12 protein-coding genes and 2 tRNA genes are annotated in these 14,990 nt (G+C 68.5%); 3 read left to right on the top strand and 11 right to left on the bottom strand.

All coding sequences use genetic code 11. The annotated features are described in order from the left end of the window. Positions 1 to 81: 81 nt before the first annotated feature. Both tig and ACN27E_RS01030 read right to left on the bottom strand, forming a co-directional pair. Positions 82 to 1,518: a trigger factor gene (gene tig, locus ACN27E_RS01035; protein WP_422746187.1), complete on the bottom strand. Its 1,437-nt coding sequence runs from the start codon at positions 1,516 to 1,518 to the stop codon at positions 82 to 84. Between the two features lie 50 nt (positions 1,519 to 1,568). After that, positions 1,569 to 1,642 (bottom strand) — tRNA-Pro (locus ACN27E_RS01030). 123 nt (positions 1,643 to 1,765) lie between these two features. Between ACN27E_RS01030 and ACN27E_RS01025 the strand changes: the two genes are divergently transcribed. Continuing rightward, positions 1,766 to 1,836, top strand: a tRNA-Gly gene (locus ACN27E_RS01025). A gap of 120 nt (positions 1,837 to 1,956) precedes the next feature. Here ACN27E_RS01025 and ACN27E_RS01020 read toward each other — a convergent pair. Next, positions 1,957 to 3,423: an APC family permease gene (locus ACN27E_RS01020; protein ID WP_422746186.1), complete on the bottom strand. Its 1,467-nt coding sequence runs from the start codon at positions 3,421 to 3,423 to the stop codon at positions 1,957 to 1,959. Continuing rightward, entirely contained in the window at positions 3,420 to 4,811 is a 1,392-nt protein-coding gene (locus ACN27E_RS01015) for an FAD-binding oxidoreductase (RefSeq protein ID WP_422746185.1), read from the bottom strand. The genes ACN27E_RS01020 and ACN27E_RS01015 overlap by 4 nt, the downstream gene beginning before the upstream one ends. A 249-nt stretch (positions 4,812 to 5,060) precedes the next feature. Here ACN27E_RS01015 and ACN27E_RS01010 point away from each other — a divergent pair, with 249 nt between their 5' ends. Further along, positions 5,061 to 7,484 (top strand): CocE/NonD family hydrolase, encoded by a 2,424-nt coding sequence (locus ACN27E_RS01010; RefSeq protein ID WP_422746184.1) that lies wholly within the window; start codon positions 5,061 to 5,063, stop codon positions 7,482 to 7,484. Between the two features lie 50 nt (positions 7,485 to 7,534). After that, positions 7,535 to 8,299, top strand: a complete 765-nt coding sequence (locus ACN27E_RS01005) for a DUF1542 domain-containing protein (protein ID WP_422746183.1) — start codon at positions 7,535 to 7,537, stop codon at positions 8,297 to 8,299. A gap of 9 nt (positions 8,300 to 8,308) precedes the next feature. On the opposite strand, the gene ACN27E_RS01000 is transcribed toward ACN27E_RS01005, so the two are convergent. The 7 genes from ACN27E_RS01000 to ACN27E_RS00970 form a co-directional block, all read right to left on the bottom strand. Then, a complete protein-coding gene (locus ACN27E_RS01000; protein ID WP_422746182.1) occupies positions 8,309 to 8,935 on the bottom strand; it encodes a C39 family peptidase in 627 nt (208 codons plus the stop codon). 126 nt (positions 8,936 to 9,061) lie between these two features. Beyond that, on the bottom strand, positions 9,062 to 10,741 hold the full coding sequence (locus ACN27E_RS00995) for a cation:proton antiporter (protein WP_422746181.1): 1,680 nt from the start codon (positions 10,739 to 10,741) through the stop codon (positions 9,062 to 9,064). A 33-nt stretch (positions 10,742 to 10,774) separates the two neighbouring features. Beyond that, positions 10,775 to 11,581, bottom strand: coding sequence for an Fpg/Nei family DNA glycosylase (locus ACN27E_RS00990; protein ID WP_422746180.1), 807 nt, complete (start codon positions 11,579 to 11,581; stop codon positions 10,775 to 10,777). Between the two features lie 15 nt (positions 11,582 to 11,596). After that, positions 11,597 to 12,076 carry a ribose-5-phosphate isomerase gene (locus ACN27E_RS00985; protein WP_422746179.1) on the bottom strand — a complete coding sequence of 160 codons (480 nt, stop codon included), beginning with the start codon at positions 12,074 to 12,076 and terminating at the stop codon, positions 11,597 to 11,599. 26 nt (positions 12,077 to 12,102) lie between these two features. Beyond that, entirely contained in the window at positions 12,103 to 13,062 is a 960-nt protein-coding gene (locus ACN27E_RS00980) for an isopenicillin N synthase family dioxygenase (RefSeq protein ID WP_422746178.1), read from the bottom strand. Beyond that, the gene (locus ACN27E_RS00975) at positions 13,059 to 14,462 is read right to left on the bottom strand and encodes a purine-cytosine permease family protein (protein WP_422746177.1); all 1,404 of its coding nucleotides are present in this window, start codon (positions 14,460 to 14,462) and stop codon (positions 13,059 to 13,061) included. Before ACN27E_RS00975 ends, ACN27E_RS00980 begins: the two co-directional genes overlap by 4 nt. A gap of 55 nt (positions 14,463 to 14,517) precedes the next feature. Continuing rightward, a complete protein-coding gene (locus tag ACN27E_RS00970) occupies positions 14,518 to 14,961 on the bottom strand; it encodes a nucleoside deaminase (protein WP_422746176.1) in 444 nt (147 codons plus the stop codon). Positions 14,962 to 14,990: the final 29 nt, after the last annotated feature.

Genomic DNA, 14,990 nt, shown 5'->3' with positions numbered 1-14,990 from the left:
TCTGTCAACGACACTAACCAACCTCGGGCAGCCTGCACTCCCCGACGGCCGCGAGTTCGCTCAGAGCGTGGCCCCGAGTCGTCACTCGGACCTGGCGACCTCGTCCTCGGTCTCGACAGCCTCGGTCTCGACAGCCTCGGTCTCGACAGCGGCGGTCTCGTCGCCGGCCGGCTCGGCCTCGGTCGCGCCGGCCTCGCCGGACGGTCCGAAGAATTCGGCGGTGTCGATCTCGTTGCCCTCGGTGTCCTTGACGGTGGCTCCGTGCACGACCGCGGCGATGGTCAACCCGCGGCGCACGTCGGCGAAGATCGACGGCAGCTGGTTGTTCTGCTGCAGGATCTGCAGCAGCTGCTGGGGTTCGATGCCGTACTGACGCGACATCAGCACCAGCCGCTCGGTGATCTCGGCCTGGCCGGGCTGGATCTGCAGTTCGTCGGCCAGCGCGTCCATCAGCAGCTGCGTCTTCACGGCCTTCTCGGCGTTGCTGCGGTTCTCGGCGTCGAACTCCTCGCGGCTGCTGCCCTGCTCGGCGAGCTGCTCGGCGAACTTGTCCTCGTCGTGGTCCATCCCGTGGATGGCGTTGTGCAGCGTGTCGTCGACCTGGGACTGCACCACCTTCTCCGGCAGCGCCACCTCGGTCTGCTCGAGCAGCAGCTCCAGCGCCTTGTCGCGGATCTTTTCGGCCTGCTGCACCCGCTTGACCCGCTTGACCTGCTCGACCAGGCTTTCGCGCAGCTCGTCCATGGTGTCGAACTCACTGGCCAGCTGGGCGAACTCGTCGTCGGGCTCGGGCAGCTCACGTTCCTTGATGGACTTCACCGTGACGGTCACCTCGGCCTCCTTACCGGCGTACTCGCCGGCGGCCAGCGTGGTGGTGAACTTCTTGGTCTCGCCCTCGGAGGCACCGATGATCGCCTCGTCCAGACCGTCGATCAGCTGACCGGAACCGATCTCGTGGGACAGACCCTCGGTGGCGGCCTCGGGGACCTCGTTGCCGTCGACGGTGGCCGACAGGTCGATGGAGACGAAGTCGCCGTTCTGGGCGGGACGGTCGACGCCGGTGAGGGTGCCGAAGCGGGCGCGCAGCGTCTGCAGCTCCGCGTCGACCTCTTCATCGTCCACCTCGATCGGGTCGACCACGATCTCCAGCGCCGACAGGTCGGGCAGCTCGAACTCGGGGCGGACGTCGACCTCGGCGGTGAATACGAGATCCTCGCCGTACTGCTTGTGGGTGATCTCGATCTCGGGCTGACCGATCGGCTGGACGTCGGAGGTGGTGACGGCCTCGGTGTAGCGGATCGGCACCGCCTCGCCGATCACCTGGTCGAGCATCGCCTCGCGGCCGACGCGGGCCTCGAGCAGCTTGCGCGGCGCCTTGCCGGGCCGGAAGCCGGGCAGCCGGACCTGCTGAGCCAGCTGCTTGAAGGCGCGGTCGAATTCGGGCTCCAGTTCTGTGAAGGGCACCTCCACGTTGATGCGAACCCGGGTCGGGCTCAACTTCTCGACGGTGCTCTTCACTGTGGTTACTCCTCGATCTCGATGTCTGCGGTCGTGCGGGCGGGTGCGCGTCGGGGTGACAGGATTTGAACCTGCGGCCTTCCGCTCCCAAAGCGGATGCGCTACCAAGCTGCGCTACACCCCGATGTCGTCTCGGTCCGCGCTGCATGTCGCTGCGCTGACCACGCGAGATACTACGGTGTCACCGCGCGGGAACCTCAATTGGATTTGATGCGGTGCGCGCCGGTACAGTCTCAGATCGCAACATGCGGGCGTAGCTCAATGGTAGAGCCCTAGTCTTCCAAACTAGCTACGCGGGTTCGATTCCCGTCGCCCGCTCCGAGAGAACGCCTGTGGTAGGCGCGTTATTCGAGGTCGATGGGGCTTTTGGCCGCGCTCGATGCCCCACCACCGATCCCCGTCGGCGGCAGCCGCTGCCCCCGGGGCCCGGCCGCACCGTCAGCCCAGGATGGCGGCGTCGCCCGGCTCGTTCTCGAGGACCGCGCGGTCGAATTTCCACATGTACAGGAAGTACGCGGCGCCCACGGCGAACTGACCCGCGACCAACAACAAGGTCGCCGCCGTCGTCGAGGACACCAGCACCACGAACAGCGAGAAGACCACCCAGACGAGGGCCGCGAAGGCGACGGGCCCGTCGAATCGTCCGAGGTCGAAGCCGCCGCGCTCGGAGTGGACGAACTTCTTCCGTGCGGTCAGGTAGAGCACGACCGTCATCAGGTAGAGCGTTATCCCGATGATGGCGCCGGTGGCGATGAGTTGATTGAGGGCGTCGCCGGGCATCGCGACCATCAGGATCACTCCGACCGCGAGCACCAGCAGGGTCGCCGGGATCGGGGTCTGGGTCCGCGGGTTGACCCGCTTCATCACCTGGTGGCCCGGGAACCGCCCGTCCCGCGACATCGCAAAGATATAGCGCGACGTCGACGCCATGGCGACCAGCGCGGCACCGAAGAACGCCACCGCGATCGCGGCGAGGAAGGGCCGTTCCAGCCCCGGACCGATCTGCTGACGCATGATCTCGGCGACCGGGGAGTCGCTCGCCGAGGCGGCCGGGAGATCCCTGATCGCCATCGTCAGGATCACGAGGAACACCAGGCCCAGCGTCGCCGACGCCACCACCGCCCCGATGATCGCGCGCGGCACGGTGCGCGTCGCGTCCTTCGCCTCCTCCGACATGTTGGCGGGTGTCTCGAACCCGACCAGGGTGCTGAAACCCATCAGCGTGGCCGCCATCAGCCCACCGCCGATCGCCAGATAGTTGGGCTCGTTCTCGGTCACCCCGCGCGAGAACACGTTGCCGGCCACCCCGTCGCCGGTGACGATCATCGCGACCGCCAGGGCGATTCCCAGGACGACCAGGATGCCGATCTCGACGCCCACCGACAACGAGTTCACCCAGCCGACGATCTTCGTGGCCGCGATCGCGAGCACTGCCTGGATCACCAACAGCGCCACCGTGAGCACCCGGCCCGTCGTCTCGGAGGGCGCCATGCCGAACAGCGGCATCAGACACTGGGTGGCCAGGGCGTTGTCGATCGCGACCGGTCCGGTCACGGCGCCGAGGAACGCCAGCCACCCGAAGGCCCAGCCCAGCTTCGGGCTGGCCAGTCGCGACCCCCACGCGTAGGCACCGCCGCTCAGCGGTATCCGCGCGGCCAACTGCGCGTAGACCAGCGCCACCAGCAGCTGACCCACCCCGATCAGGGGGAACAGCCAGATCCCCACCGGTCCGGAAAATCTCAGCACATCGTCGTAGGTGGCGAAGATGCCCATCACCACCGAGACCGAAGCGAAGCCGATGGCGAACATCTGGAAGCCGGACAGCGACCGCTTCAGCTCCGGTTCGTACCCGCAGTCTTCGCAGAATTCGTCGGCGACCTCGTCGCCGCTGGCAACGTGCGTCATCGGTTCGTCTCACCTTCTGCAACGATGCTCTGTTCGTAGCTGAAGACGTTGTCGGGGTCGTAGCGGGCCTTGACCGCTCGCAGCCGCTCGACGTTGGCCCCCCAGTACGCGCTCGCCCAGTCGGCCTGTCCGGCGTTCGGCACATTGGAATAGGCGCCCGCGACGAAGGGGGCCAGTGCTGCGGCGAAGTCGGCGAACCAGGCCAGGGCCACCTCGGTGAGCGGATCGTCCGTCGCGCGGACGCCGTCGCCGCGGACACCCCAGCCCGCGCCGGGCTCGGCATAGAACAGTGCGTCGCGATGGGCGAACGCCGAACCGCCGGCGGGCTCGGTGCGCCGCACCGCTCCCCCGAAGGCGTTGGTGAAGTAGTTGCACTGTGGCCCAGGCGCGTTGGCCATGAATGCGGCGACGATGTCGATCGCCTCCGGCGGGAACGGCTGATAGACGAACTGGGACCAGAACTTCCAGTTGGACGCCTCCTCGGCCGGGGGAATCTGGAAACCCGCGTAGGTGTCCGCCCACGGCCCGGTCGTCATCGACACCTCGGGATCTCCGATCGACACCATCGGTGCGAGCAGTTGCGCCGCCTCGGATTCGGATCCCGACGTCAGCACACCGATCAGCGTGATCCCGCCGATGCCGATCTCCAGCTGACTGGTGAGGCGCTCGTCGGTGTAGGGCGCGCAGCGCTGCCACGCGTCGAACACCGCCGCCAGATCGTCCAGCCCGGCCCACGTCGCGGTGACGTAGACCGGCTCGGTCATCGGGTGGATGCGATAGGTCAGGGCGGTGACGATCCCGAAATTGCCGTTGCCCGCGCCCCGCAACGCCCACAGCAGATCGGCGTTGTCGTCGGATGAAGCAGTGATCACCTGCGCGCCACCGTCGTTCGAGGCGACGACGATCTCCGCGGCGATCAGATTGTCCGATGCCATGCCGAAGGTGCGGGTCAGCAGTCCGAAGCCCCCACCCAGGGTGGCGCCGACGAGTCCGACCGATCCTTCGGTGCCGGTCGGCGCCGCCACCCCGGCGTCGCCGAGAACGGTGACGGCTTCGAGCTGGTTGAGCCCGGCGCCGACGGTCGCTGTGCCCGCGACGGTGTCGACGGTCGCCGACTTCAGATCGCTGACGTCGATGACGATGCCGTCGTCCACACTCGACCAACCCTCGAGGCTGTGCCGGCCGCTGCGCACCCGGAGAGGGACACCGTTGCGCCGGGCCCAGGTGAGCGCATTGACGACGTCGGCGGTGTCCTGGGCGAACACGATGACGGCCGGCCGGTGGCTGAACAGGAGGTTGAAACCAGCGCTGGCTGCGGCATATGCGTCGTCACCGGGGACGACCACCCGCCCGGTCAACCCGGTCAGCTTCGTTGCGCTCGACGTCATGACGCCACCCTTCGCCCATGGCGGGCACCCCTGGCCGCGTCCGGAAATGAGTATGGGGCTTCGACGGCGTCGACGATGCGTATCGCGCTACGGATATTTCGAGGCGGTCTCCGGGCAGGCGACTGCGCCGGGCAGCGGCGAACCGTGACCCGTACGCGGAGCGCAAGTATCCACATTCGGCATCGGGGCGCCCTGCTTCCGCGTAATCTCCCCTGCGTTCAGGGGTATTGACGTCGCCGAAGGACGGAAATGAGCGCAGCGCGGTATATCGGTCGGGTCGGCGGTCTTGCCGCCGCACTGGGCGTGGGCGTGGTCATCTTCCTGGCCTCGGGCGAGGCATCGGCCGACACCGCGGACGGCGGCGTCTCGCGGGCGTCGGCCTCTGACACTCGGTCGGAGTCCGCCAGTACCGCTGTGCCGAGGACGGCCGCCGTCGAGCGTGGGCCCGCCCGGACCGGCAACGACGCCGAACCGGCCGCCGATGACGACACCCCGGTCCGCGTCTCCTCCCGGGTGTCAACCAGGGTTGACGGCGCCCAGATGAACGGTGCCCAGGACAAGGGTCCCCGGGACGACGGTGCCCAGGACAACGGTGCCCCGGTCACGCGGCTGTCCGCGTCCCGGGTCGCCGCCGCGGAGGAGGCCGCGACGCCCGAGAGCTCTGACCCGCCTGCGGGCACCTCTGCGAGATTGACTGCGCTGCAAGCGGATGCGGCATCGGGATCCACCCCATACGAGCCGATCGTCGGCCTCTACCAAGGCGTCATCACCGGCGACAACATCGCACCGACCGGCCGGCTGAACTATTCCGTGGTCGGCGATCCCGTCGCCGGGGGCAAGGTCACCCTGGACGCGACCACCGGTGACTTCAGCTTCCTGCCCTACTTCGGCGGGCTGACCGCGGCGCCCACCGACCGCTTCGAGGTTCTCGTCGCCGAGCGCTCGCCGATCGACGATGCGCTCGAGGGGTCCGAGATCGCCAAACTCATCGTCACCCCGCTGATCCGAGAACTCCATCAGATCCCGCTGCTCAGCGATGTGCTCGCGCCGGTGATCGGGCGCTCGCGGGTGTACACCGTCGAGATCCCGGTCAGCGCGTTCACCAGCGGCGACCCGATCGCCTTCACCACCACCATCCAGTCCTTCGACGGCACCCCGATCAGCACCAACTACTTCCCGGCCCTGGGTCTGCGGACCGGCCAGGTCGCGCCGACCATCCTCAACGGCCCCAGCCTGGCGACGGCCGGCTACACCGACCCCACCCAGCTGACCACCGTCTCCGGCCTGGTCCCCGGTCTGGCGCTGCTGCGAGCCAGCGGTTACAACGTCATCAGCTGGGATCCGCGCGGCGAGTTCGCCTCCGGCGGACTGCTGCACCTGGACTCCGAGAACTTCGAGGCCCGCGACGTCTCGGCGATCATCGACTGGATGTCCATGCTCCCGGGCACCAAGCTCGGGCCCGGCCCGGCCGGGCTCGATCCACTGATCGGCATGGTCGGCGGCTCCTACGGCGGTGGGATCCAGCTGACGTCGGCCGGCACCGATCAGCGGATCGACGCGATCGCCCCTGGCATCGCCTGGAATTCACTGACCTCGGCGCTGTATCCGCAGGACACGTTCAAAACGTCGTGGGCGTCGCTGCTGCTGCTCGCGCTGGTGGCCACCGGTGCGCGGATCGACCCGCAGATCTACGTCGGTATCGCCACCGGCGTGCTGTTCGGCGACCTCGGCGACGGATCGTATGACTTCCTCGCCGACAACGCCCCCGCCACAGTCGTCCGCAACATCACCGCCCCGACGCTGTTCCTGCAGGGCACCGTCGACGACCTGTTCACCCTGCAGCAGGCCCTCGACAACGCGATGGCACTGAACCCCGACGTGCCTAGCAAGATGATCTGGTACTGCGGCGGCCACGGCGTGTGCCTTGACCCGGTGAACACGTTCGAGCAGACCAACTTCCTGGTCTCCGAGCAGCTGGCGTGGATGGACACCTACGTCAAGAACAAGGGCACCGGCACCCCCGCGTTCCCTGGCCCGAAGTTCACCTGGGTCGATCAACTCGGCGACTGGTACTCCTCGGACTCGATCCCCTTCGGCGGCGGAGACCGAACGGTCGAGGTTCGCAGCGACGGCGGCCTGCTCCCGGTGCTTCCGGTGCTCGGTGGTTCCGGCCCGCAGTCGCTGGCCGCCTTCCCGGTGTCGCTGGGGCTGGCCTCGAGTTCGAATCAGGGGCTACGGGTCACGGTGCCCTCGCAGGCGGCCACGACACATTTCGTCGGCGCCCCGCAGCTGACGCTGACCTATTCCGGTTTCGGTACCGCTCGTTCGGTCTTCGCTCAACTGGTCGACGATCAGACCGGCCGGGTGCTGGGCAACCTCGTATCCCCCATCCCGGTGGTACTCGACGGTCGCGAACACACGGTCACCGTCCCGATGGAGAACATCGCGTACACGATGAATCCCGGTGCGACGCTCACCCTGCAGATCGTCGGATCCTCCACGGTGTACGAGAATTTCGTCGCGTTCGGAGCTCTCGACATCAGCCGGGTCGGCCTGAGCCTGCCGGCCACCGATCCGGCCAACATGTGGTCGCGCGACATCGTCTCGGCGACGCTGCCGGCGATTCCCGGAGCGAGCGCCTACCCCGGGCCGCTGTTCGGCATCCCGCGCTGAGCTGGTTTCGCGCACCGCGAAACCCTCCGGTGCGTCGGTAGGCTGAACGCATGAACGGCGTTCTGCTCGTCCTGATCATCGTGGTCATCGCGGCGCTCGCGCTGGCCGTGTACAGCTCGTCGAAGAGGTCCGGGCAACGCAACGCCGAATCGCTGGCCGACGCCAAGGCCGACGCGCGCCGCGTCATCGAGCGGCTGGGCGGCCAGGTGCTCAACCTCAGCGGCTCCGATGAGGCGTCCAAGCAGGCGCTCGCCGATGCGTCGGAACGGTATACGGCCGCGTCCTCGCAGATCGAGCAGGCGACGTCGGTACGCCAGGCGCAACTGGCCAAGGAGAGCGCTGTCGAAGGGCTGTACTACGTGCGCGCCGCGCGCACGGCCATGGGTATGGACCCCGGTCCCGAACTCGAGTCGCTCACCGGCCAGCGCTCGGCCGGGACCGTCACCGAGGACCGCCGCGTGCAGTTCGAGGGCCGCGAGATCGAGGCGTCGCCCACACCGTCGCAGCGCACTCCCAACTACTACCCCGGCGGGCAGGTGGCCGGACGACCCGTCCCGGCCGGGTGGTACTCCGAACCGTGGTGGAAGCCGGCGCTGGTCGCCGGGGCGTGGGGCATCGGCTCGGTGCTGCTGTTCGACGCCCTGTTCTCCGGCATGTCGGGCACCGGATACGACGCCGGCTTCGCCCAGGGTTACGACGCCGGGTTCGACCAGGGGCAGGGCGGCGGCTTCGACGACGGCGGCGGCGGCGACGGTGGGGGCTGGGGTGACTTCGGCGGCGGCGACTTCGGTGGCGGCGACTTCGGCGGCTTCTGATCCGACCGACTAGGTCGTCATCACCATCTCGTTGCCACTGGTCTGCCAGGCCGCCAGGAAGGTCTCGATCGGCACCTGTTCGTTGGCGCCGTCCTCGGCTCCACTGTCGTTGAGGTGCACGGTATTGGTGTCGGTGTTGACTCCGGTCACCACCAGGGCGTGGTCGGCCTGGCTGCGGTCTCCGGGCACGTCCCAGATCGTTTCCCCGTTGAGGTTCACGATGACCGCACCCTGGCGGCCCAACACTCCTTTGAGCGCCTCGAAATTCGACCCGCCGACGTACTGGGCCGGAACGCCGTAGTGGTCCAGCACGATCGGCAGATCCTTGAAGATGCTGCCCGCGTTCGGATCGTTGGGGTCGTCTGACTGGTCGTAGATCATATCGCCGGGTTCGGCCACGCTGGGCACCGTCTTGGCCCAGGACGTGATCTCCTCCTCGGTCGGCGCGGTGCCGGTCATCTGGCCGACGACGTCGGCGGCGGCCATCATCGCGCAATCGTCGTAGGACTGCTCACGCCAGTACTCGGCGGCGCCCTCCGGGTCACCGAATTGGTCGGCCCGGGCCATCCCCGCCAAACCGATCGCGGCCGCGGCGATGCACCCGGCCGCTGCCAGGCGGATGACGTTGTCGCCCATGAGAACCCCTCTCCTGACCAGCCCGGTGGCCCGGGCGGTCAGCAGAGACTCACCGCACGCGCTTGGCGGAATCTTGGCAGATTCTTGGAGCCGCAGAGGTCCGATCGCGGGTTTTCGACGGCTCGGTCAGAACCGGCTGTCCAGACGCGCCGACACACCGGCCTCCTGCAGATCGAGGCGTTCGAGCATGGCCCGCACCGCCTCGTCCTCGATCCGGCCGGCGTCGCGTTCGGCGATGAGGGCGTTGCGCTGCGCGCACAGCACCTCCCGGTAGAGCTTCGAGAACGCCTCGGCGCGCGGAGTGTGGGACTCCGGATCGGGCATCTCGTCGGCGTCCTGGGACTGGCGGGCGATCGTGCGCTGAATGTTGTTCAGCGTCATCGGGTCCAAACCCGAGGGCGGGTTCGCGGCGAAGTGGGCCAGCACCTCCCCTGCCGCATCGTGCACCACCGTCTCGGCTTTGCGGGTCTCGTCTTCATCGGACCGCCGGTCTGCCCGGAATGATGGTCGCAGCCACCGGATCAGCACCGGCAGGGTCCAACCCTGCAGGAGCAGGGTGCCCACACTGACCGCGAAGGCGATCGCCTGGATGGTGGCGCGCTCGGGGAATGCCTCCCCCGACACGGTGGTCAGCGGGATGCCGGACGCCGCGGCCAACGTGACCACGCCGCGCATACCCGTCCATGACACCACCACGTTCTCCTGCCACGTCAGGGATCGCCGGTCGGCCAGCACCGACAGGCGGCTGGGCCGCTCACGTCGGCGCGACCCCAACGCCCCCCGGGCGCCGTGGGGCACCGGCACACTGAGCTTCGATTCGACTTTGCGTGACAGCATGTTCCGGCCGAACATCAGGAACACACACACCGGGCGGATCACCAGCACGACCAGCAGGACCACGCCGGAGGCCAACGCGACCTCGACAAGCGATTCGTGTGCCTCGTTGAGGTCCTCGAGGACGAAGCGCAACTGCAGCCCGATGTAGGCGAAGACGAAGGCCTCGAGCATCACATCGACCGAATTCCAGACGTACCGCTCCTGCAGTCGGGTCTGGTATCCCGCATCCAGCGACCCGTGCCCCACCACGAACCCGGCCACCACCACCGCCAGCACTCCGGACGCGTGCAGATGCTCCGCGGAGATGAACGCGGCGAACGGCACCACCAGCCCCTGGATGGTCTCCAGACCGGGGTTGGCCAGCCGGCGGCGGATCCACAGCGTGACGAAGCCGAGGGCGGCGCCGACCACGGGGCCCAGCAGCGCACTGTAGGTGAACAGCAGCACCGGATTCTCGATGTAGGCGCGGCTGCCGGCGACCTGCGCGACCGCGATCGAGAACAGGGCCAGCGCGGCCGCATCGTTCACCAGGCTCTCCCCGGTGAGGATGGCCATAACCTTCTTCGGCAGACCGAGCCGGCGGCCCACCGCGACGGCGGTCACCGCGTCCGGCGGCGCCACCACCGCACCCAGGATCAAGGCGGAGCCGAAGGTGAGCGAGGGCACCAGCCAGGACGCCACACCCGCCACCGCGAACGTCGTGATCACCACGAGTCCGACGCCCAGACCGAGGATCGGCCGGATGTTGCGCAGGAAGGTGGGGAACGAGAAGTTCAGCGCGGCCGAGTACAGCAGCGGCGGCAGCACGACCGACAGCAGCACCTCGGATTCGAGTTCGACGCCCTTGAAGTCGGGGGCGAAGGACACCACGAAGCCGACCACCACCAGGACGAGCGCGGGTTCGAGCCCGCGGCGGTGGGCGATGGCGGTGACGACGATGGCGCCGACGACGACGAGGATCAATTCCACCGGCCGATTGTGCCCGACCCGATCAGGCGGCGCTCAGTGCTGGCAGGTGGGGCACCAGAACAGGTTGCGACCTTCGAGTTCGGCGGTGCTGATCGGGGTTTGGCAGATGCGGCACGGTTCGCCGGCGCGGCGGTACACGTAGGTGCGGGGCCGGCCGCGTCGATACGACGGCGCGCCGTGGTCGTCTTCGGGGCGCAGCGTGACGATCCGGCCGCGCCGCACGCCGACCTTCATCAGGGCCACCAGATCGGTCCACATCGCATCGAACTCCCCCGCCTCGACGTTGGTGCCGAGCCGGTACGGGTCGATGCGGTGGCGGTAGAGCAGTTCGTTGCGGTAGACGTTGCCGACGCCGGCCAGCACCGACTGGTCCATCAGCAACGCGCCGACCGGCCGCTTGGACCGGTTGATCCGCGACCAGGCGGGCGCCGGATCGGCGTCGCGGCGCAGCGGATCCGGTCCCAGGCGCGCCAGGATGTCGGACACCTGCGCTTCGTCGACCACCTCACAGGCGGTGGGACCGCGCAGATCGGTGCCGTACCCGTCGCCGACGATGCGCATGCGCACCTGTCCGACCGGGTCGGGCGGCGGTTGGTCGGGGTCGACGGTGAACTCGTCGAACCGCCCGTACAGGCCGAGGTGGACGTGCACGATCCGGCCGTTGCGGTAGTGGTGGAACAGGTGCTTACCCCAGGCGCTGGCGCCGGTGAAGGTGAAGCCGTCGACCATCGCCGCACCTTCGACGAAGCGCAGCTGCGGACTGCTGACCCGCACCCGCTGTCCCTTGAACCGCTTCTGGTGCAGTCGGGCCAGCCGGTGCAGCGTATGGCCCTCGGGCATCGGACCGGATCCGCCTCAGGAGCCGGCGCCGGGCACCGGCGGCGCCTCGTGGGTGCGCTCGTATTCGGCCAGGATGTCGATCCGGCGTTGATGCCGTTCGGCATTCGACCACGCGGTGGTGACGAACGCGTCGACGATCGCCAGCGCCTCGGCTTCGGTGTGCATCCGGCCGCCGATGCCGATCAGCTGCGCATTGTTGTGCTCGCGGGCCAGGCTGGCCGTCTCCACACTCCAGGCCAGCGCGCACCGGGCGCCGGGCACCTTGTTCGCCGCGATCTGTTCGCCGTTGCCCGAACCGCCCAGCACGATGCCCAGACTGCCCGGGTCGGCGACGGTCTTCTCGGCCGCCGCGATGCAGAACGCCGGATAGTCGTCCTGTGCGTCATAGGTGAACGCCCCGACGTCCACCGGCTCGTGGCCGGTGCTGCGGAGATGCTCGATGATCGCCTGCTTCAACTCGAAGCCCGCGTGGTCCGACCCCAGGTAGACGCGCATGGCCGCCATTCTGGCAGACGCGATTCTCAGCCCACGGTGATGGCGTCGAGGCGCTCCTTGATGAAGTCCGCCGACGTCACCGCCGCCAGGCCCGATACCCGGCCCACCGGCGGGCTCAGCGGTGTCACCGTCGCGTCGTGGTTGGCCTCGTAGAAGTAGATGAGCGACACCAGATCCTCCTCGGGGCTCTCCGGTTGCGGGGGCAGGACCCGGTGCCGGCCAGACGGCCAGCGCCGCCCGCTCCAGTACTCGAGGAGGTCGCCGATGTTGACCGTGAGGGCCGCCGGATCGTAGGGCGCATCGGTCCATCCATCGGCGTCGGAGAAGACCTGCAGACCGCCGGCGCCGGGCTCCCGGTCCAGAATCGTGACCGTTCCGAAGTCGGTGTGCGGACCGATCCGGAACTGCCCGGGCTGCGGCTGCCCCACCACGCTGACCGGCGGGTAGTGGTTGATGTTCATCGTCCACGTCGGGCGGCTGGCGAGCTCGGTGAACGGGTTGGCCGCCAGCCCCAGAGCATGGGCGAACAGCGCCAGCAGGTCGTCGGCGACCCGGCGCATCTGCTCGGTGTAGGCGGTCACGAGCTCGGCCAGTTCGGGCACCTCGGTCGGCCAGACGTTGGGCGCGAACCAGATTCGGTCGACGTCGGGATCGCCGGTGGCGGTTTCGGCGCCCAGGCTGTAACTCTCCTTGAGGTCCGGCGGGGTCTCGGTGCCCTCGGCGTATCCGTTGGCCTCGGCGCCCGGTCCGATCCAGCCGTGACCGCCCACCGGAACCGAGTAGCGCTGCTTGACCGGCTGCGGCTGGCCGAAGAACCGCCGGGCCGCCCGGCGCACGTCGGCCGCCAGTTCCGGATCGACGCCGTGGCCCTCGACCAGGATGAAACCAGCTCGTTGCAGCCCGGCGTCCACCTCAGCGGCGACCTCGTCGGCCTGGTCCCCGCCGGCGTACCACCGCCGCAGGTCGACGGTCGCGATCGGACTCACGCGGCGACCCGGCTGGTGGCGATCTTCGACCGGCACAGCGCCAGGTAGCAGCCCCCGGCGATCAGGAAGCCGGCGAAGAACGTGATGTCGCCGAGTTGCGGCGCCACCGAGGTGACCGCACCGACGAAGCGCTGCTGGTTCGAGAACAGCAGCACCGAGACGATCAGGCCGATCAGGAAGGCGCACAGGCCGTTCCAGTTGCTGTAGGACCGGTCGTAGAGGAATTCGGCGATCGGACGACCGCGCCGCAGGTACTGGTCGGCGAACATCACCCCCAGCCAGGGCCCGATCCAGTAGGCGATGATCAGCAGGAACGCCTCGTAGCTGTGAGCGGCGTCGGGCAGGGCCCACCACGCCACCAGGAATCCGGCAACCCCGAAGAACACGGTGACCAGTGCCCGGGCGACATGTGCCGGCAGCTTGATGCCGAGGGTGACGAAAGCCATTGCGCCGGAATAGACATTGATCGAGTTGGCGGCGACGGCGCCGACCGCGATCGCCAACAGCGTCGCCTTGGCCAGCCAGTCGGCCAGCGGGCTGGTGAATGCGGCGGTCGGATCGCCGAGCGCATCGCCGCCGCCGATCGTCACCGACGCGGCGCCGACCGATTCGAGCACGAGACAGGACAGGAACAGGCCTGCTGCGGCGAACATGCCGGTGCGGCGGGTGTTCACCGTCGCCGGCAGATACCGGGTGAAGTCGGCGGCATACGGCGTCCAGCCCGCGGCGTAGCCGAAAGCCGTTCCGACGGTGAGCAGGAATCCACCCATGCCGCCGACACCGCCGGACGGTGCGGCCGCGCCGAGGTCGGCCTGGGTGAGGATCGCCACCGAGGTCGCGGCGAAGATGACCGCCAGCGCCGGGAACGTCCAGCGTTCGAAGGCGTGCACCAGGTTGTGGCCGAAGAACGCCAGACCCGTCTGCAGCGCCACGATGACCAGCAGTCCGACCAGCGGGCCGAAGCCGAACAGCGTCGACAGGGCGTAGGCGCCGCTGACGCTGTTGGTCGCGAACCACCCGACACCGGCGGTGATCGACATCAGCACCGCGGGCACCGCGTTGCCCTTGAAACCGAAGGCCAAGCGCCCCAACACCATCTGCGGCACGCCGTGCAACGGGCCGCGGGCGGACAGGACGTAGTGGGCGATGGCGCCCAGGCCGGTGCCGACGACGATGCCCGCCACCGCCTGCCAGAAGGTCATCCCGTACGCGGCGACGGCAAGCACGCCGACGAACACCGTGGCGAACTCCAGGTTGGGCGACGCCCACGTCCACAGCAGCTGACGGGGGGTGCCGTGCCGATCGGCTTCGGCGATGTACTCGTTGCCACCCGGCTCCACCGCCGCGATCTTGTCGCGGTAGCTGCCGTCGGTCCGGTGCTCGGCCAGTGTCACCCTCATACCGTCGTACCGCCGCACGTCGGCCGCAACCGGGGTTAACCAACCGGAAACAAACCTATCGCCCGATGTCTTCGTTCCACAGTTCCGGATTGGCCGCGATGAAGTCGGTCATCAGCGCCGCACAACGCTCATCGTCGAGCACGGTAACCGCGACGCCGTGCTCGGCCAGCCAGTCGTGACCGCCGGTGAACGTCCGGCTCTCCCCGATGACGACCGCGCCGATGTTGAACTGGCGTACCAGACCGCTGCAGTACCAACACGGCGACAGCGTGGTCACCATGGTGGTGGTGTGGTAGCCACGCTGCCGGCCCGCATTGCGGAACGCGTCCGTCTCCGCGTGGATCGACGGGTCGTCCAGTTGCACTCGCCGATTGTGACCGCTGCCCAACAACGTCCCGTCCGCCGAGAAGAGCGCGGCACCGATCGGAATACCGCCCTCCGCGAGTCCTTTTCGCGCTTCGTCGTAGGCGACCTCGAGCATCTCGGCTGGTGTGCGCATCCGCCGATGGTAAGCCTCTCGGCCCACTC

This window comes from Mycobacterium sp. WMMD1722, assembly GCF_049315205.1.
GTDB lineage: Bacteria > Actinomycetota > Actinomycetes > Mycobacteriales > Mycobacteriaceae > Mycobacterium.
Note: the sequence above shows the minus strand (reverse complement) of the source record. Positions and strands in the feature narration are given on the sequence as shown.

Bases quoted from the DNA above. Each gene is read 5' to 3' on its own strand.
- ACN27E_RS00970 (WP_422746176.1), bottom strand. From the start codon at position 14,961: ATGCGCACACCAGCCGAGATGCTCGAGGTCGCCTACGACGAAGCGCGA.
- ACN27E_RS00985 (WP_422746179.1), bottom strand. From the start codon at position 12,076: ATGCGCGTCTACCTGGGGTCGGACCACGCGGGCTTCGAGTTGAAGCAG.
- ACN27E_RS01020 (WP_422746186.1), bottom strand. From the start codon at position 3,423: ATGACGCACGTTGCCAGCGGCGACGAGGTCGCCGACGAATTCTGCGAA.
- ACN27E_RS01015 (WP_422746185.1), bottom strand. From the start codon at position 4,811: ATGACGTCGAGCGCAACGAAGCTGACCGGGTTGACCGGGCGGGTGGTC.
- ACN27E_RS01005 (WP_422746183.1), top strand. From the start codon at position 7,535: ATGAACGGCGTTCTGCTCGTCCTGATCATCGTGGTCATCGCGGCGCTC.
- ACN27E_RS01010 (WP_422746184.1), top strand. From the start codon at position 5,061: ATGAGCGCAGCGCGGTATATCGGTCGGGTCGGCGGTCTTGCCGCCGCA.
- ACN27E_RS00975 (WP_422746177.1), bottom strand. From the start codon at position 14,462: ATGAGGGTGACACTGGCCGAGCACCGGACCGACGGCAGCTACCGCGAC.
- ACN27E_RS01000 (WP_422746182.1), bottom strand. From the start codon at position 8,935: ATGGGCGACAACGTCATCCGCCTGGCAGCGGCCGGGTGCATCGCCGCG.
- ACN27E_RS00990 (WP_422746180.1), bottom strand. From the start codon at position 11,581: ATGCCCGAGGGCCATACGCTGCACCGGCTGGCCCGACTGCACCAGAAG.